The following is an 18,576-nucleotide window of genomic DNA, read 5'->3' on the forward strand; positions in this document are numbered from 1 at the left end:
AGTATATAACCTGCTCACAATCATGCTGCAGGCTACACTGCTGAAAGTCCTCTTTGAAACCCCAGGAGCATCGGATGCCAGCCTCTTCACTCGCGTTGTTTACCGCCGCCACGCAGCAATGGTTTCGCGACACCTTTAAAGCGGCGACGCCCGCACAACATGAAGCCTGGCAGGCCATTTCGAGCGGTAAGAACTGTTTGGTGATTGCGCCCACCGGTTCTGGTAAAACGCTGGCGGCATTTCTCTATGCGATTGATGCCCTGTTTCGTGAACGCAGCGCCGAAGATCTCCCCGAACGAAGTCACAGAACACGCATTCTTTACCTCTCTCCGGTGAAAGCGCTGGCGGCGGATGTTCAGCGCAATCTGCAACGGCCTTTAGCGGGGGTGGCTGAAGAGCGGCGCAAACGCGGTGAAGCCGAGATCACCCTGGAGGTGGGCATGCGATCGGGCGATACGCTCAGCAGCGAGCGGGCAAAATTACAGCGGCGCCCACCGGATATTTTGATCACCACGCCCGAATCTTTATTTCTGATGCTGACATCAAAAGCCCGCGACACGCTGCGTGGCATCTCTACGGTGATTGTTGATGAAGTACATGCCATCGCGGGCAGCAAACGCGGCGCGCATCTGGCGCTCAGCCTTGAACGGCTGGATACGCTGCTAACGCACCCTGCGCAGCGTATCGGCCTCTCCGCCACGGTAAAACCGCCGGAGGCCGTCGCACGGTTTCTAGGTGGGAGTCGCGAAACGCTGATCGTGAATCCTACAGCTCAGCGCCCATTAGCATTAACTATCCGGGTGCCTGTTGAAGATATGACGGATATTCAGCAGCGCCCCGATAGCCGTTCAGTGCAGGATGCCACACTGTCCGCAGGATCCATCTGGCCACACATTGAAGCCGGGATTTTGGATGAGGTGTTACGCCATCGCGCCACTTTGGTGTTTACCAATTCCCGCGGATTGGCTGAAAAACTTACCGCGAGGCTGAATGAGCTCTACACGCGTCGCCTCGGAGAAAAGCCCACTGCGCCAGAAGAGTCCTTTGCCTACGGTTCCTTTACCGGCGGTACAGAGAAACGCACCGTCACACCGAATGACTTATTGGCCCGATCCCACCACGGTTCTGTTTCTAAAGAACAACGGCTGGAAATTGAAAACGCGCTCAAAGCGGGCGAGCTGCGTTGCGTGGTCGCCACATCAAGCCTGGAGCTGGGTATTGATATGGGCGATATCGATCTGGTGATTCAGGTTGGTGCGCCCCCTTCGGTTGCCAGTGCGCTCCAGCGCGTCGGGCGCGCGGGTCATCAGGTCGGCGGTACGCCGAAAGGCATCATCTGGCCGCGCACCCGACGCGATTTGGTGGATGCGGCTGTCATTGTTGAGTCGATGTTGGCGGGTGAACTCGATGCGATTACCCTGCCACACAATCCGGTGGACCTGCTGGCTCAGCACACGGTCGCCGCCGCCTCAATGGACACGCTGGAAATCGACAGCTGGTTTGAGCTGGTACGGCGTGCAGAACCGTTTAAAACGTTACCACGTCACGCATTTGAAGCGGTGCTAAACATGTTAGCCGGGCGCTATCCTTCCGATGAGTTCGCCAACCTGCGACCCCGCCTAATTTGGGACCGACAGAATAATACCCTGACTGGACGGCCTGGCGCGCAGCACCTGGCTGTCACCAGCGGTGGCACCATCCCGGATCGCGGGATGTTCAGCGTTATGCTGCCCGAAGGTGAAGAACAGACGGGCGCACGACGCGTCGGGGAACTGGATGAAGAGATGGTTTATGAGTCGCGGATTAACGACATCATTACCCTTGGCGCAACATCATGGCGTATTCAGCAAATCACCCACGATCAGGTGGTGGTGGTGCCTGCGCCGGGCCGTTCAGCGCGTCTGCCATTCTGGCATGGCGACAGTCTCGGCCGTTCAGCGACACTGGGTGAAGCGATTGGTGGTTATTTACGACAGGCCCATAGTGAAACGTCACTACCCGGTGACAGTCTTGACGCCAATGCCCGACACAATATTAAAAGCCTGATCGCCGAACAAATTCAGGCAACTGGCGAGTTGCCCACCGACCGCAGCTTGTTGATTGAGCGTTGTCGGGATGAAACCGGCGACTGGCGCGTGATCCTGCACTCCCCTTATGGTCAACGCGTGCACGCGCCCTGGGCGCTGGCGGTGGCAGAACGCATTGGCCGCATCATGGGGATCGATCCGGCTGTGGTCGCCAGCGACGACGGTATCGTGGCACGCTTCCCCGATAGTGACGGTCGGGTGCCGGGTGCCGAGCTCTTTTTATTCGAACCTGATGAACTACAACGTATCGTCATGGCATCAGTCGGGCATTCGGCGCTGTTCGCCGCACGTTTTCGCGAATGTGCTGCCCGCGCCCTGCTATTGCCACGCCGCAATCCAGGCAAACGTTCTCCTCTCTGGCAACAACGTTTACGCGCGAGCCAGTTGCTGGAAGTGGCGCGTCAGTTTACAGACTTCCCGATCCTGATTGAGACGGCACGCGAATGTTTGCAGGATGTATACGACCTACCCGCGCTGCATCACCTGATGGCGCGATTACATCAGGGTGATGTGCGGTTGACAGAAGTCACCACCGAAACGCCCTCGCCGTTTGCCGCACCGCTGCTGTTTGGCTACGTCGCCGAGTTCATGTATGCCAGTGATGCACCGCAGGCTGAACGACGCGCTTCAATGCTGGCGCTCGACAGCAATCTGCTGAGTGATCTCCTGGGTCAGGCGGAGATGCGTGAGTTACTGGAACCCGCCGTGATTGCACGGGTTGAACAGGAGTTACAGCGCTGCGTGGCAGAGTATCAGGCGCGCACTATTGAGGCTCTGGTGGATATGCTGCGCGAACTGGGTCCGTTATCAACCGAAGAACTTGTTGCACGCTTCAATGGCGATGAGCCCCTTGAGCCCGGCTTACACGCGCTGCAACAGGCGCAGCGGATCGTCAGTGTGAAAATCGCGGGTATCGCACGCTGGGCAGTGGCTGAAGATGCGGTACGTCTGCACGATGCGCTGGGTTGCGTGTTGCCGACAGGCCTCCCGGCTGCACTGCTCGAACCGGTCGTCCGACCATTGCAGGATCTATTAGGGCGCTACGCCCGCACCCACGCCGTGTTTACCAGTTTGCAGGTGGCTCAACGCTTTGGCCTCGGTCGCGCCGTTGTGGATGAAGCTTTGGATCAGCTTCGCCAGCAAAATAAATTACTTAAAGGCGATTTTCTCGCTTCAGGATCTGATGAGTCCACGCAGTGGGCAGCAGAAAGCGTCTTTCGCCGCTTACGTGTGCGATCGTTACAATCCGTGCGCGACGCCACTCAACCCGTTGCACCGCCCGCCTATGTGACGTTTCTGCTTGAGCGTCAGGGGCTGTTGAGTGATGCGAACGCGCGACAGCCACAAGGCGCTTTCTCCGGTCTGAATGGCGTAATGAGAGTCGTTGAACAACTGGCAGGCGTGGTGCTGCCGGTATCACTGTGGGAATCGCAAATCTTCCCTGCACGCATTCGGGATTATCAGCCAGCCATGCTGGATGAATTGCTCTCATCGGGCGAGGTCATTTGGGTCGGTCATACTTCATCAAATGTGCAAGACGGCTTTGTTTCCCTGCATTTAAGTGAATTCGCCAGCGAAACCTTGCCTGCCCTGGACCATTCAGTGACATTGTCACCTATTGAAAATAAGTTAGTGACGCTGATGCAGGATGGCGCGGGTTGGTTCGTCAAACAACTGATCCCGCGCATAACCGAAATCCGGGACAACGGAGAAATAATCGATCCGACGGAGATTTATCAGGCTCTTTGGCAACTAGTCTGGCGCGGCGTCCTCACCATTGATACCTGGTCGGCGTTGCGTAATCTCAGCCAAATGACCATCACACCCAAACCACGCCCTGTACGTGCTCGTCACGGACGGCACAGTCGATCCAGTTTTAGCGCCAGTCGCCCGGTCGAATCACGACTCTCACTTCACGCTATGGCTGGTCGCTGGTCGTTGATCCCCCGCCAGCCGATTGCGGACACCGAACGCGCGCTGTCAATGGCAGAAAATATGCTGGATCGATTTGGTGTCATCACGCGTGGTGCCGCAATCGCCGAACAGATTCCCGGCGGCTTTCCGGCGTTGCAACCGGTGTTGCGCGGGATGGAAGATGCCGGGCGACTGTTGCGTGGGCGTTTTATTGCAGGCATGGGCGCGGCACAGTTTGCCGATAACCCTGCTATTGATCGTCTGCGTCAACTCGACGCTGGCAAGTCAGTGCGACATCCCCCTGTCGTATTATCCGCAGTTGACCCCGCGAACCCCTTCGGTTTAACACTACCATGGCCGCTCAGCCTTACAGGAGCCAAACCCACGCGCCGTGCGGGTGCTTTTACGGTCATCGCCAGTGGTCGTGTCCTGCTTTACCTTCCCCCTGGAGGTAAAGAGCTGATGACCTTTGATGCGCAGGATGGCGACGAAGATCTTCATGCCGCACTGGTTGCGCTGGGCCAGGCGTTAAGCCGCGAAAAGCATCTTAATTTCACGCTGGAACGGGTTAACGATCGACCCGTCGGACAATCCAACCTGCTCGCAGCGTTGAAAGAGGCGGGTTTCTCACGTGTCCCCAAAGGTTACAGTTGGTACGGTTAATAAGCGCGCTGACGATAATCCTGCAGTTGCACTCTTTCCAACTGGCGCGGCGTGGCAATGGGCCACGCTTGCTCAGGAAACAGGTAAAGACGAATGCTAAACAGATGAAACAGCGGTGTGAGTAACCCGTCATCCTGCTTTGCCAGCCGCTCCAGCAGCAGCAACAGCCAGTCGAGTTCGTCCAGCAAATCCTGGTGTGGTCGTGTTTGCAGCGATTTCAGACGCCGTTTCAGAAATAAGGCAAGCTCGTGAAACATCTGTCCACTGTCCAGCTGATGTTTTGCCAGCAGATCTTTGTGTCGCGCGTAGTAATCAAAGCTGTTCACGCCCAGCCACACCTCCGTTAACAACATCCCGGCGGTCGACATATCCGGCTGTGGATCGAGTCGTAAACGTGGTAACACCACGTTGACCTTATCCAGCATCAAACTGATGAAACGCTGTCTGCCCAGCAGCGATGAACCGGTACGTTCAAGTTCCTTGATAAAGCGTAATAGCTCACGTAACCCCTGACGAACCGCACGACGCGCCGTCCATGAAGGCCGTTTATTACGCATCAATACAGTCATAATGACGGCAAATAGCACGCCAGCCAACGAAGCAATCGCGTTGTTAATCAACAACACCAGATCGGGCTTAAGATGATGGCCTAAACCAATAAAGCCGGGAATCTGGATAGCCACGCTGATGCCAATCATATTGGTTGAGGGGCGTGCAATCATCAGGCCGAGTATCAGCAAGCCCGGCACCAGACAAATAATCAACGCTTCAAATGAGGTGGCCTGCGGTAACAGCAACGCCACATAAATCACGCTGATGAAGATGGCCACAATTACACCGCGCACAAACAATTTCATTGAGGTCAGTGGCGTATCCATACTGGCAAAGAGCGAGCTCAGGATGGCAGCCATTACGGGTGCTGAGGCACCGTCGTGCCAACCCGTGCCAATCCACAGTAAACAGGAACCAAAAATCGCGCAGAATGCGGTTAAGGCCGACAGCCTGATCAACCCTTTGTCATAGAAACGATGGGTACGTTTGCCGCGTGCGGGTGTGGTGTCACCCGAGAGATCGCTGACCAACCCGCCGACGCTTTGATAAGCGCCCGCAATGCGGACAAAGTCCGCCATGCGCTCCAGCAAACCGGTAAACAGCAGGCAGTGTTCAATCGGTAGCTCCCCGCTACGCCAGGCCTGGTTGATATCACTCTGACAACGGCTTAATTCCAGCTGGATACCGCTGGTTTCACCCACGGCTTCGCCATCGTTGAGCCAATGCAAAAACAGGCGGAATGCTACCGCGACGTTGTCCGGGAAGGTAATCTGCAATGCCGATAATCGCTGCAGGCGTAGTTCAATCGCAGTGAGCGTGGGGATTAAATAAGAGAGATGTTGATACTGCACGCTGACCAGACGAATCAAACGGCGCGCGGCATCACCCTCGTAAACACAGTGCGTGATCAAAATTTCCACTTGCTGCGGATTGGTCGCCATACGCGTCAGTATTTCATCGCGTTCGGGAGACTTATCCCCCGGAATACCGGACAGCAAATCGTGGCAAAGTTTGCGCGCATTCAAATACCACTGGCTGACACTCTGTTCCAGCAAACTACGCATCGAGACCGGAAACAATAGCGCATGTACCAGGCTGCTACACACAGTGCCAACAGCGATCTCTTCAATGCGGGATAACACGGTATTGGTGATAGACAGCGGCGTCATCACCTCAGGAAATCCCATGATGGCAGCGCTGTAACCTGCCAGCATGAATACATAGCTTTTTGGCGTGCGATCGTGCAGGGAAAGGTACAGGCACACACTCACCCACAGTGAGATAATGAAGCTAAAAAGTAAGGGGTGTTCAACAGTGACGGGAAAAACAAAGAAGATAAACACGCCGCCTAACAAGGTGCCGAGCATGCGAAACAGTGATTTCGAAATGGTGGACGCAGAGTAAAGCTGAGAGGCAATGAAAACCGTGGTAATGGCCCAGGCGGGTTTATCCAGGTTGAGTTCCAGTGAGAAGTACAATGCCAAAAAGGCAGCCAGACAGGTTTTTACAGCAAAAAAAACGGCGTTTTTTGAAAACCACTGCATGACAGTATTGAGACCAGACGGCACTAAGTGCGGCGTATCCTGCCAGAATATTCAATCTACTCACGGCGATAAATATGTCAGGTTGTTACAGCATCAAAATTGGTGATATTGGCAGGCAATCAATATCAGGGTAATTATTAAGGGTTACTAATGGACTAAATGCAAATTCAGCTTCTATTTACAGAATCTCTCTGATTTATAAGCCTATTGCTTCACAACCTGTCATCAGTCGTATAAATGTGTCCTGGATCACACTTTTCTAAACAACCTCAATGATTACAACGGCTCCATAAAAACATTTCGCGCAATCTGGCGCAGAGCATTGCGCCAGATCATCGCAAGGGGGACTCAGTCACTTAGCACCGTTACCCAGTTCGCATCTTTACCAGCAGGCGCTTCACCCACACGCTTTAACGAACCACTTTTGGCATCAATGGCGTAGCTGCCTGTCACTGCGCTTTTTTCACCGCTGGCGATCAGCCATTTGCCGTCCGGTGTTATGGCAATACTGCGCGGCTGCTTCTCTACTGGCCAACTACCTATCAGCGTCAGTTTGCCACTGTGTTGATCAACGCGGTATCCGCTCACCGTGCTGCTGGTGCGTTCGGTCACAAACAGGAAATGACCGTTTGGCGTCAGATGAATATCGGCTGACCAGATGCGTGGCGTGGTATCGCTGTAACCTGCCGGTCGCTCACGTCCATGCTGCAACTTATACTCTGTGGCTACGGCGTTGGGGGTTTCGCTGACTTTGACCAGTTCGCCACTCGGCTCGCGACGGAACTGGGTGATGATGCCGCCCATCTCACCGACGTTATACAGAAAGCGTTGATCCGGTGATAACACCGAATGACGCGGGCCATTTTCGTCGGCGGTTTTGACATAACCGTTGCCCAGCGCGCTGAGTTCCCCCTCCTCGCTCAGCTTCAACTGCAATACGCGGTCAGTACCGAGATTGCCGACGTAGGCGGTTTTACCGGCATTATCAACAATCACCGAATGTGCCGCATGGCCAGTCTTGTAGCTGCCCACCGGCGGTGCTATCACCTTGCCATCTTTGGCTAGCCGATAGACATGCACCACATCGCCATCGTAGGAGGCGCCCAGCAGGAATCGCCCCTGTTTATCGGTGCTGATATAGGGATAACTGGCCATGGCAGGCACTGCAATCCTCTGATTAAGGTCGCCCGTCGCGCGATCGATGTGCCAGCTCACCAGTTGCAGTGGTTTACTGCGAATGGCCGCGTATAAATGCTGGTGGTCAGCACTCAACGCCAGCGGCATCACTTTTCCGCCTGCCTGAGTGCGCCCCATCAACTGCAATGCGCCGGTTTGTTCGTTCAGCGTGTAGCGGGCGATGGTGCCATCATCCGCTTCTGATACGTAGACAAAAGTTTTTGCCAGCAATGGTGCGCTGAGCGCCATCGCCGTAAGTAATGTGGCTATGTGAAAGGTTTTCTTCATTTAATGTCCTCAGCGAACCAGAGCCGGACGTTTTGCGTCAAAACGCCAGTTATCAATCAAAAACTGCATGCCCAATGCATCGTTGCGGTTCTTATCGGGCAGTGCGTTATAGAGCGCATGCGCCTGCTCGACGCGTTCCATATTCAGTTCAATGCCCAAACCTGGCCCCGGCGGCAGCTCCAGATAACCATCACGAATTTGCGGTGGCTGGTGGCTGAGTGGCTGGCCATCCTGCCATATCCAGTGCGTATCGAAGGCGGTCTGACGATTGCCAGGTGCTGCAGCACCAAGATGGGCCACCATCGCCAGTGAAACATCAAAGTGATTATTGGAGTGGCAACCGGTGGTAAGGCCCCATTCGTTACACAGTTGCGCGACGACGTTGGCGTTGCGCATTGTCCAGAAATGGGGATCGGCGAGCGGGATGTCGATGGCGTTGAGCTGCAGAGCGTGCTGCAGCTGCCGCCAGTCATTGGCGATCATATTAGTGGCCACCGGCACGCCAGTGGCGCGACGGAACTCGGCCAGGGTCTCGCGCCCGGAATATCCCTGCTCTGCGCCACAAGGATCTTCCAGGTATGGCACCTTACCTGCCAGCTGTTTACCAAAGCGAATCGCTTCATCCAGCGACCAACTGGCATTCGGATCCACGGTGACGCGAGATTGTGGAAACCGCGACAGCAAGGCTTCCACGGTTTCGACTTCCTGCTCGCCATGCAAGACGCCGCCTTTTAGCTTGAAGTCCCGAAAACCGTATTGTTCTACTGCGGCTTCTGCGAGCCGTACCACTGCTGCACTGTCCATTGCCGGTTGATGACGTAACCGGAACCAGCCATCCGCTTCGTCATCACCCGAACGGTAGTGCATGTTCGTGCGTTGACGATCGGCGATATAAAACAGATAGCCCAACACCGGAATACGCTCTCGTTGCTTACCGCTGGCGAGCAGATCCGCTACCGGTAAATCGAGGAATTTACCCTGCAAATCGAGCAACGCAGCCTCAATAGCCGCCGCCGCGTTGTAAAACTTCTCTGGATTCATCTGCGGAATATGAATGTCATTGGTGTGCGAGGTGTGTTGCTGCCGCGCGTCGCTGGCGAACAGTTGGCTCAACGTGGCGTTAGCACGCATCAGTGAGCTACCGATAATCAGCGGGCGAAAATGTTCCAGCAGTTGCAACGTTGAAGCGTGGCACGGCGTTTCCCCCACGCCGCTGTTGCCTGCTGAATCGGTAAGGATCACCAGAATGCGCGTGAAACAGCAGTTATGCGCCCCGCCGATGTTCAGCAGCATGCTGTCGTATCCGGCAACCGGAACGATACGCATCGATTTAATGACTGGTGTGTCGGACATGGTTTCTCTCCGTGTGACCGAATGCAGGGGGAACAGGTTTGCGTCGCAGCAGCAGCCAGACACCGGTGATGACCGACACGCTGGTCAGCGCATACAGCCCGCCGGTGGTGCTGCCGGTATGAAGTTCAAGATAGCCAAACACGGTGGGTGCAAAGAACCCGCCGAGGTTGCCGATGGAGTTGATGAGAGCAATACCAGGCGCGGCGATTGAAGCAGGTAATTCGCTTTGCGGCATTGGCCAGAAGAATGCCGCGCTGACTTTCGAGCCAATGCAAGCGACGATCATCGCGACAAAGCCAAACCAGGGTGTGCCGGTGGTGGCCATAAAGGTGCCGCACGCGGCAATCAGCATCGCAAGCCCCAGCCCTTTATCCAGCTTATCGCGGTAGCGGTCGGTGGTTTTACCCAGCAGGAACAAGGCAACAATGGCACATAACCACGGAACGGCGGTCAGCAAACCTATTTCAAAGCTGTTGTAACCCTGAATACGCTGGATGATTTGCGGCAGCCAGAAGACCAGGGTGTAACCGGTCATGGTCATGGTGAAAAAAATCAGACAATAGAACAGTAAGCTGCGATCGCGCAATAAACCCCAGCGGCCGTGCTCTTTAGCATGTACGTCACGAGCGGCATCCTCTAACGCTAACTGTGCTTGCAACGCACGTTGCTCTGCTGGGTTAAGCCATTTGGCATCCTGCGGTTTAGAGACCAGCACTAGCGCGGCCAGCAAACCAATCACAATCGATCCGCCCCCTTCCAGGAACATCACCCATTTCCACCCGGCTAGCCCGTTCACCTCATGCAGCATCAGAATGGCGCCAGTTAAGGGGCCGGAAAACAGAAAGGCGCTGGCGGTGGCACTCAGCACCATCGCGGTGGCACGACCGCGCCATGCGTTCGGCACCCATTGGCGAAAGTAGAATAAGACGCCAGGGAAAAATCCCGCCTCTGCCACACCCAACAAGAAGCGCAGGACATAGAAATGCAGCGGCGTGCTCACAAAACCGGTTAACACCACCACGATGCCCCAGGTAATCATGATGCGCGTCAGCCACACGCGTGCCCCGAGTTTTTTCAGCATCATATTGCTGGGCACTTCGAACAGCGCATAACCAATAAAGAACAATCCTGCGCCCAGACCAAAGGCTGCGGCACTGATCCCCGCATCCGTCTGTAATTCGGCTTTGACGAATCCAATGTTGGCTCGGTCAATCTGGTTAACAATCAGCATCAGCGCCAGCATCGGGATGATGCGACGGAAAAACTTAGCGATTGCGGAGGCGATATGCGCGTCGTGATCTGCTGCTAAATCATAAGATTGTTGAACCGTCATGCGTCACCTATTGGGTTAATTGCACCGCTATAGGTATACGCAGTCGATTAAAGAGCAGTTATGTGAGAATGCCCGAGACCGTTTGTGCAGATGTTGAAGGTGCTTTTATGTTCAATGCGTTAGCGGTTTTCCCAGCGTAAAGTTTTGTGTGGGTTTGTGCGCTGGCTCACTGGGAAGATAGATACCTCCCAGCGCTATTAGAGCAATGAGTCAGTTTTTCGTTTTTTAGGTCGTTTGACGTCAGTGGTTAAAAATACATTGTTAGTCGCCACGCTGCGAGTCAGAGACTGGGCGATTGATTCCTTAAGCGCAGGGAAATCATCGAAAATCGGGTTGTTATTTATTTGGTCACTTATGATATCTGCGAATTGCTCAATGATATCAGCAGGCTTGATGATTTTAAGCTCACGCGCAAACTTCAGCAGATTATCTCGATTGGGGAATAGTTTGCTTTTATTTAATTTAAGCGCCAACTCTTTATCAGTAGTTGGATAAATGTCTGTATTGACCACGTCATAGAGTGGGGATAACTTGGGTGATCCATTATTTTCACTTGCATACAGTAATGAAAAATTCTTCAAATGCGCGTCACCGTTGCCTACCATGCAGCTAAAAAGAACATAGCGCCAATACAACTCAACCTGGGACTGATCGCGCGTAAATAAACTCACAATTTTCCCACCGGTTTCATAAGAACCACTGTATTTATGGTCTGATGTTTTCCCTGATAGCACACAGAAGTCCTCCATTGCCAGACGTCTATTATGCTGAATATCAAAGCGTTCCATAATAAAAAGTTCTTTATTATCAGAAAGCCAAAAATCGGCAACTGGCAAGCCACAAAGCTTCGCCAGGGACATACAGATAAATTCATTTTCCGCTAATCGTGGGTACTCTTCATCACCCGTTTTCGCTATAAGATTTGGGTACAACACGGTACCACGATTCTCAGTGCTGATCATTACCTTAGGCTGCACACCCGAAATGGAGGTTTGTAGCAGGTATTTATTTAGCAAATATTGAAAAGCGCTTTCTTTATGATCCCAGCGAAGCAAATCATCCAGTTTTTCCGGTGAAGGCCGCGGAAAATCGATCTCACTTTTATACGATAATGCGCCTATTCCAGTGTCCTGCTGTAATGCGAGGAAAAGCATATCACTCACGTTCCCCACATAACGGCGTAAACGTTCAGCGATGTGGTAGCGAACATAGCCTTCAGGTATGTTCATCTCAAAAATATTAAATAATCGACTACCGTTATAACTGATCCGATTTTCCGCCAACATGGTAAGCGATACGGGGCGTGCCATTTCAGAGAAATAACTGAAATTGTAACTCCCCCGTTCATGCAACAATCTTCCGCTGTACTCACCCCCGCTAAACACGTCAATGTAACGCAGTGGCTTTGCCAATTGGTTGAAATCAGTCATCGTTAAACAATTCCTCCAGTTCATCCAGTTGCGGTATGCCCGCAGACTGCACGGAAAGTTTTAGTTCGAGCGTATTGAGATACAACGTCAATACTTTGAGTGACCCAGAATAAAGGCCGTTCTCAATCTGCGAGATCACGGTGCGGTGAACACCCGAATGCAAGGCTGCTTTGGCTTGCGTCCACCTTTTCGCTTTACGTTTTTCCTGGCACTTTCTGCCGATATCTTGCATGCCTGGCAGCATACGCCTCCAAATGTTGTTATATAGCAACATATATGTAAAAAACACCTAATTGTTATTATATAGCAACATTTCAAGATTGCGACAAACTCTTAAATAGGTTTCTACTACACTTGCCTGATTCAAATGAGTAAAGAGGTTTACATGACGCAATCCCCTGACAGCAATCAAGCCTGGCTATTGGCATCGCGCCCCGATGGCGAACCGGTTAAAGAGAATTTCCGGCTTGTTGAACAACCTATTCCCTCCATCAAAACAGGTGAAATGCTGCTCCGCACGGTTTACCTCTCACTGGATCCTTATATGCGCGGGCGCATGGATGACAGTAAATCCTATGCGCCTCCGGCACAACTTGATCAGCCAATGGTCGGCGGTACAGTTTCACAGGTGGTTGAATCGCAGCATCCCGATTATAAAACCGGTGACTGGGTACTGGCAGGCAGCGGATGGCAACGTTATGCCGTCTCGGATGGCACTGGCGTAGCGAAAATCGGCGATCTGCCCCACCCATCCTGGGCGCTGGGCATTCTGGGGATGCCCGGCTTCACCGCTTACATGGGCCTGATGGACATTGGGCAGCCAAAAGCAGGCGAAACCCTGGTGGTCGCCGCCGCGACGGGCCCGGTGGGAGCCACCGTCGGGCAACTGGGTAAGCTCAAAGGCTGTCATGTGGTTGGCGTTGCCGGTGGTGAAGAGAAATGCCGCTACGCGATTGAAAAACTCGGGTTCTCAGCCTGTCTCGATCACTATCGCGAGGATTTTGCTGAACAGTTGGCGAACGCCTGCCCGGACGGGATCGATATCTATTTCGAGAACGTTGGTGGCAAAGTGTTTGATGCCGTGTTCCCGCTGTTGAACACCGCCGCTCGCGTACCGGTTTGTGGACTGGTCTCAACCTATAACAGTGGCAAAACCCTACCCGCTGGTCCTGACCGTACGCCACAAATCCTGAGTGGGATATTGAAGCGCCGAATCCGTATGCAGGGGTTTATTATTTTCCAGGATTACGGTGATCGATATCCGGAATTTCTGCAGGCGATGACGCCATTGGTTGAACAGCAGAAAATTCACTATCGTGAACACATGATCGATGGATTAGAAAATGCACCACAGGCGTTCTTCGATATGTTGAAGGGTAATAACTTTGGTAAAACCGTGGTCAAAGTGGCTGAAGAAGAGTGATAAGGGCCGGTTATTCTTAACATTAAATAACCGGCTAAATAGCAGCGTTATCTCTGTTTGGCCTGCGGCAGCAAGAGTTCCGTCAAAATTTTATTACGCTGTTTTTTGGTCAGCCAAAACATGCGTGGAACCCACGCCGGACGCGGCTGCGCGGCATAGAAATGCTGCATTTCATCTAACCAGGTTGCGTTGTTCATTGTTCCCTCCTTTGTTAAAAAAAGTATGAAGGGAAAAAACCGGAACAAATAGTGAGAGGATTATAAAATTTGTTCCGGGTTTAAACAGTCATGGCAAATCCAGGGAAAATTTAACGCCCTTTCTTTTTACGACCAGGTTGAGCAAAGCGCTGACGTCCTGCTGGTTTGGCCGCAGCTTTCTCTGGAATCTTTGCACCGTTCGATGCGACTTTTTTCGCCGCTGCTGCCGGTTTCTTTTTCGCCTGGCTTTGCTGCGTTTTTTTGTCTTCGGATGAAGAATCCTCGATCAAGTTAAACAACTCAATCAATTCGTCATCAGTAAAATCACGCCATTCGCCCAGCGGGATGCCTTTCAGACTGACATTCATGATACGCGTACGTTCAAGCTTGGTGACTTCGAAGCCAAAATGCTTGGTCATTCGGCGAATCTGGCGGTTAAGACCCTGAACCAGGATGATACGAAACACAAAGGTCGACTCTTTCTTCACTTTGCATTTTTTGGTCACAGTACCCAGCATCGGCACACCCGCCGCCATCCCGGCAATAAACTCGTCGGTGATGGGCTTATCTACGGTCACCACGTACTCTTTCTCGTGGTTGTTACCGGCGCGCAGGATCTTATTGACCAGGTCACCGTGGTTGGTGAGGAAAATCAGACCCTGTGAGTCTTTATCCAGACGGCCGATCGGGAACACGCGTTTACTGTGGTTAACAAAATCACCGATGTTATCACGTTCACCCTCTTCCATAGTGGTAATAATGCCCACCGGCTTGTTGAGCGCAATCAGCACTAAATCTTCTTCGTTACGCGGCTCGATCAACTGTCCATTCACTTTCACTTCATCCCCGGCAAAGACCTGTGCGCCAACGGTCGCGCGCTTGCCGTTAATAAAAACGTTACCTTGCTCTATGTAACGATCGGCATCACGTCGTGAGCAGATTCCGCTCTCGCTAATGTATTTGTTCAGGCGCGTGGATGAGTTGGGCAGCATGGTTCCTCCGAAAAAAACGGACTATACAACAACCTTAGACATTGTGTAAGACACGGTTAAACATCATTGTTCCAGCTTGTAACCTCATCACCGTTTGGTAACAGCACACTAACATTGTGGTTGTTCCTCAGGAATCGATCAGCGACAATCGCCATCCATCGCGTTTTCTTATGACAGAGTATGACCTTCATGACACACCTGCGTCGCGCCAGCTGGATAACATCGCTGCGGACTTTCCTTGCCCGTCTTTGGCCGCATCCGTTACCGGTCGCCAAAAAACAGAGAGTGATGGCCAGCATCGGTGCGGGCCTCGGCCTGATGATCACCAGCCTGACCAGCCACTGGCTGCTTGGTGAGGTCAACTTATGGTTTGTGGCACCGATGGGGGCGTCTGCAGTGCTGCTTTTCGGCTTACCGAATAGTCCGTTGGCGCAACCCTGGTCGATTGTTGGCGGGAATCTGGTCGCAGGCGTGATAGGCGTGACAACCGCGATGTATGTGCCCTATCCCGCAGTCGCTTGCGGCATTGCGGCTTGTCTCGCCATTGCCGTGATGTTTCAGCTGCGCTGCTTGCATCCTCCCAGCGGGGCGGTGGCGCTGACAGCGATTCTGGGCGGCAGTGGCGTTCAGCAATTGGGATATCAGTTTATTCTCTCTCCCGTGCTGCTAAATTCCGTGTGTCTCGCTGTACTGGCAATCATTTTTAATAATCTTGCGGGTCGCCGTTACCCGCATCCGCTGGCTGCTAACGAACCTAAAACGAATTCAGTGGCGCTTGAAGTGCCAATTACTCGCGATGATCTGCATCAGGCACTGGAGAACGGTCAGCTTCTCGATATTGACGAGGATGATTTGCAGCAGCTGTTACAGCGTGCTGAAGAGATTGCGCGTCGTCGGCAACAGCTGCCGGTACAGTCGCTGAAGCGCGCTAGTTAAATAGCAGGCGGTACTAAACCCAACTGCAAACTGTATTAAAACAGACCGCGACTGATTTCCCCGCCGAAGCCGTGAATCCTTACACCATTATCATCCACTTCGACCACCGCAAAGGGCACTTCGGCTGGGCCATCGAGCATGCCCTTCATGGTATAAAACCCTGTCTGACCGATGTATGCAGCGTTGCCGCGGTGGTCATGCCCTGAGAAGCAAAAATGTATGTTGTAACTAGAAAGGAGATCCACCAGCACACTGGCGTTCATCAGTATATGCGTGGTGTGAGGCGCCAGCGGGTAATGACCAAACACCCCCACTTTTTCCCCCCGTTGCTGAGCTTCAATCAATTGCTGTTCAATCCAGTTCAGCTGCTGCTGACCGACGGCACCGTTCCATGGCTGAGCCTGCGGCTGTCGCTGCGCCTTTAATTCCGCTAACAGGTTCTCAGCCTGGTAATAGTCATCACCATTCAGTGCATTGCAGTACAAACTGACATCGTTACCGTCATAAACAATAAACCGCCACCCCGCTAAGCGAAACGAGTAATAACTTTTGGGGAGTGCCGCACGATTATTCAGATGCTGAGCAAGGGTTTGCGCATCATGATTCCCCAACACTACCGCATGCGGATGCACCAACTGGTCATACAGCGGCAGAATGGCGGCATAGCTTGCCCAATCGCGGTCAACCAAATCCCCCAGCGTGACAACAAAATCCAGCGGTTGCTGATTCAGGGCTTCAATTGCCTGCGGTAACTTATCAAGTGCATGACGGTAGTAGAGGTTATTGGCGATATCAGCTTCGACATCGGCATACTGCGGATCAGCAATCACACCGAAACGCAGCACGTTATCCATCATTGCAGGACGTAAATCAGGTAAAGCATAAAGCTCGGCCACATCGCCGAGGAGTTCGCGCTGCAAGGATGTCAATGGATGCGGATGAGTCACGAAAAACACTCCTTAGCGAATACCAGCACGCATGAACGACTGAATAAACTGGCGCTGGAAAATCAGGAACAGCACCAGCAACGGCAAGGTGGTCATCAAGGTAGCGGCACCAATGAGCGCCCACTGTACACCCTGCTCTGGCGCCGAGAACAATTGCAATCCGACGGTGAGCGGTCTTACGTTGACGGAATCGGTAATCACCAGCGGCCACAGGAAATCATTCCAGTGGAAACTGATCGAGACCAGGGCAAAAGCGATGTAGATCGGTTTCGCCAATGGAATGTAGATTTTGCGCAAGATATAAAACCGACTGGCTCCCTCCACAATCGCCGCCTCTTCCAGCACCAGTGGGATACTTTTGAACGTCTGACGCAGCAGGAAAATGGCAAAAGCAGAGGCGAAATACGGCAATGCTATTCCCGTTAAAGTATCGCGCAGCCCAAACGCACCGATGGTTTTGTAATTGTTCAAAATCAAAACGTCCGGACTAATCATCAACTGCAGCAGGATCAGCGCGAAAATAACCCCTGAGAATTTCATTTTGAAACGCACCAGCGCATAGGCCGCCATGGTCGCCAAAATTAACTGCACCACCACAATCATCAGCACCAGCAAGGTGGTATTGAGGAAGTAGCGGGCAAACGGCGCGGCATGCCAGGCCTTGATGAAATTATCAAAGGTCAGCGGTGAGAACAGCGAAAAACTGGCCTGATCCGATGCAGGATGGATTGCTACCCACAGGGCGACCAGAATCGGCAACAGCCACAGCAGCGCGGCCAGCCAAATGATGAGGTTCAGACACCAGCCACCCAACGCGTTCGTCTTCTTCATTGATAATGGGCTCGCTTGTCCAGCAGCGTAAATTTAATCAGCGCAATCGCCGCCAGAATCACCAGCAATACCACGGTCATCGCCGCGGCAGCAGGCATATCCCAGAAACTGAATGCGGTGCGATAGATGTAGAACAGCAGCAGACTACTGCTGTTGTTGGGGCCCCCGTTGGTCATGGCAATCACCTGATCGACAATGCGGAAGGCGTTCATCGAAGCATTGATCAACACAAATAGCGTCGTTGGCATCAACAGCGGCCATTGCACGCGACGGAAAAAGTAACCGCGTGAAGCCCCTTCAATCGCTGCCGCTTCATTGAGGCGGGGATCGATCTGATGTAAGGCAGCAAGATAGAAGATCATAAAGAAGCCCGCTTCACGCCAGACAGAAACCGCCATCAGACAATAAAGGGACGTGCCCGGCTCACCGAGCCAGTTCACGGCAGGCAGTGAGAACAGCGCCAGCAACTTATTCAACAGCCCCAACTGCGGAGTGTAGAAAAACAGCCATAGGTTGGCGATGGCAATCATTGGGAGCAATGATGGAATAAAAAACGCCGCGCGGACCAGCGAATTTGCCGCCAATCGTCGATTCACAGCCAGCGCCATCATTAACGCCAGCGCGACGGCCAGCGGAATGGTGATCAGTGCATACAACAAGTTGTTCCAGAACGACTGGATGAAGATATCGTCATCCAGCAAGGCCATGTAATTATCCAGCCCAACAAAGTGGGCCGGATGATTATTACGGGAAGCGCTGAACAGACTCTCCCAGATCGTCGCCACCGCGGGATAATGCGTAAACAGCAGCAAAAAACTCAGTGCTGGCAAAATCAGCAGGTAACCATAAAGCTGCGTCGACCAGAATGCGGGACGACGCTGCGCCGTACTGGCATTTATCGTGCTCATCG

The 18,576-nt window shown here is 53.0% G+C and carries 14 protein-coding genes; 3 read left to right on the forward strand and 11 right to left on the reverse strand.

Going from position 1 to position 18,576, the window contains the following annotated elements; genetic code table 11:
* Positions 1-74: 74 nt before the first annotated feature.
* On the forward strand, positions 75-4,664 hold the full coding sequence (locus CRO33_RS04185; protein ID WP_097117144.1) for an ATP-dependent helicase: 4,590 nt from the start codon (positions 75-77) through the stop codon (positions 4,662-4,664).
* Here the strand turns inward: CRO33_RS04185 and CRO33_RS04190 are convergent.
* The 6 genes from CRO33_RS04190 to CRO33_RS04215 all read right to left on the reverse strand — a co-directional run bounded on the left by CRO33_RS04190 (position 4,661) and on the right by CRO33_RS04215 (position 12,572).
* Positions 4,661-6,760, reverse strand: coding sequence for an FUSC family protein (locus CRO33_RS04190; protein ID WP_097117273.1), 2,100 nt, complete (start codon positions 6,758-6,760; stop codon positions 4,661-4,663). The two genes, CRO33_RS04185 and CRO33_RS04190, sit on opposite strands and share 4 nt — an antisense overlap.
* Before the next feature lie 348 nt (positions 6,761-7,108).
* A complete protein-coding gene (locus tag CRO33_RS04195; protein WP_097117145.1) occupies positions 7,109-8,224 on the reverse strand; it encodes a lactonase family protein in 1,116 nt (371 codons plus the stop codon).
* A 9-nt stretch (positions 8,225-8,233) separates the two neighbouring features.
* Entirely contained in the window at positions 8,234-9,577 is a 1,344-nt protein-coding gene (locus tag CRO33_RS04200; RefSeq protein ID WP_097117146.1) for an enolase C-terminal domain-like protein, read from the reverse strand.
* Positions 9,555-10,910 (reverse strand): MFS transporter, encoded by a 1,356-nt coding sequence (locus tag CRO33_RS04205; RefSeq protein WP_097117147.1) that lies wholly within the window; start codon positions 10,908-10,910, stop codon positions 9,555-9,557. The genes CRO33_RS04200 and CRO33_RS04205 overlap by 23 nt, the downstream gene beginning before the upstream one ends.
* Before the next feature lie 197 nt (positions 10,911-11,107).
* A complete protein-coding gene (locus tag CRO33_RS04210) occupies positions 11,108-12,340 on the reverse strand; it encodes a type II toxin-antitoxin system HipA family toxin (RefSeq protein ID WP_097117148.1) in 1,233 nt (410 codons plus the stop codon).
* A complete protein-coding gene (locus CRO33_RS04215) occupies positions 12,333-12,572 on the reverse strand; it encodes a helix-turn-helix domain-containing protein (RefSeq protein WP_234473204.1) in 240 nt (79 codons plus the stop codon). The genes CRO33_RS04210 and CRO33_RS04215 overlap by 8 nt, the downstream gene beginning before the upstream one ends.
* Before the next feature lie 153 nt (positions 12,573-12,725).
* On the opposite strand from CRO33_RS04215, the gene CRO33_RS04220 reads away from it, so the two are divergent.
* Positions 12,726-13,763 carry an NADP-dependent oxidoreductase gene (locus CRO33_RS04220; protein WP_097117149.1) on the forward strand — a complete coding sequence of 346 codons (1,038 nt, stop codon included), beginning with the start codon at positions 12,726-12,728 and terminating at the stop codon, positions 13,761-13,763.
* 47 nt (positions 13,764-13,810) lie between these two features.
* On the opposite strand, the gene CRO33_RS24540 is transcribed toward CRO33_RS04220, so the two are convergent.
* Both CRO33_RS24540 and rluF read right to left on the reverse strand, forming a co-directional pair.
* Positions 13,811-13,960, reverse strand: coding sequence for a hypothetical protein (locus CRO33_RS24540; protein WP_160832916.1), 150 nt, complete (start codon positions 13,958-13,960; stop codon positions 13,811-13,813).
* A gap of 110 nt (positions 13,961-14,070) precedes the next feature.
* A complete protein-coding gene (rluF, locus tag CRO33_RS04225; RefSeq protein WP_034823556.1) occupies positions 14,071-14,952 on the reverse strand; it encodes a 23S rRNA pseudouridine(2604) synthase RluF in 882 nt (293 codons plus the stop codon).
* 189 nt (positions 14,953-15,141) lie between these two features.
* Between rluF and CRO33_RS04230 the strand changes: the two genes are divergently transcribed.
* Positions 15,142-15,888, forward strand: a complete 747-nt coding sequence (locus CRO33_RS04230; RefSeq protein ID WP_097117274.1) for an HPP family protein — start codon at positions 15,142-15,144, stop codon at positions 15,886-15,888.
* A 35-nt stretch (positions 15,889-15,923) separates the two neighbouring features.
* Here CRO33_RS04230 and CRO33_RS04235 read toward each other — a convergent pair whose 3' ends face one another.
* Genes CRO33_RS04235 through CRO33_RS04245 form a run of 3 tightly spaced genes read right to left on the reverse strand, consistent with a single transcriptional unit; the run spans position 15,924 to position 18,574 of the window.
* Positions 15,924-16,835, reverse strand: coding sequence for a metallophosphoesterase (locus CRO33_RS04235; RefSeq protein WP_097117150.1), 912 nt, complete (start codon positions 16,833-16,835; stop codon positions 15,924-15,926).
* A gap of 12 nt (positions 16,836-16,847) precedes the next feature.
* Positions 16,848-17,666 (reverse strand): carbohydrate ABC transporter permease, encoded by an 819-nt coding sequence (locus tag CRO33_RS04240; RefSeq protein WP_058960559.1) that lies wholly within the window; start codon positions 17,664-17,666, stop codon positions 16,848-16,850.
* A complete protein-coding gene (locus CRO33_RS04245; protein ID WP_097117151.1) occupies positions 17,663-18,574 on the reverse strand; it encodes a carbohydrate ABC transporter permease in 912 nt (303 codons plus the stop codon). Before CRO33_RS04245 ends, CRO33_RS04240 begins: the two co-directional genes overlap by 4 nt.
* Positions 18,575-18,576 lie beyond the last annotated feature (2 nt).

The sequence above is a fragment of the Pantoea sp. GL120224-02 genome (assembly GCF_900215395.1).
Classification (GTDB): Bacteria; Pseudomonadota; Gammaproteobacteria; order Enterobacterales; family Enterobacteriaceae; genus Pantoea; species Pantoea communis.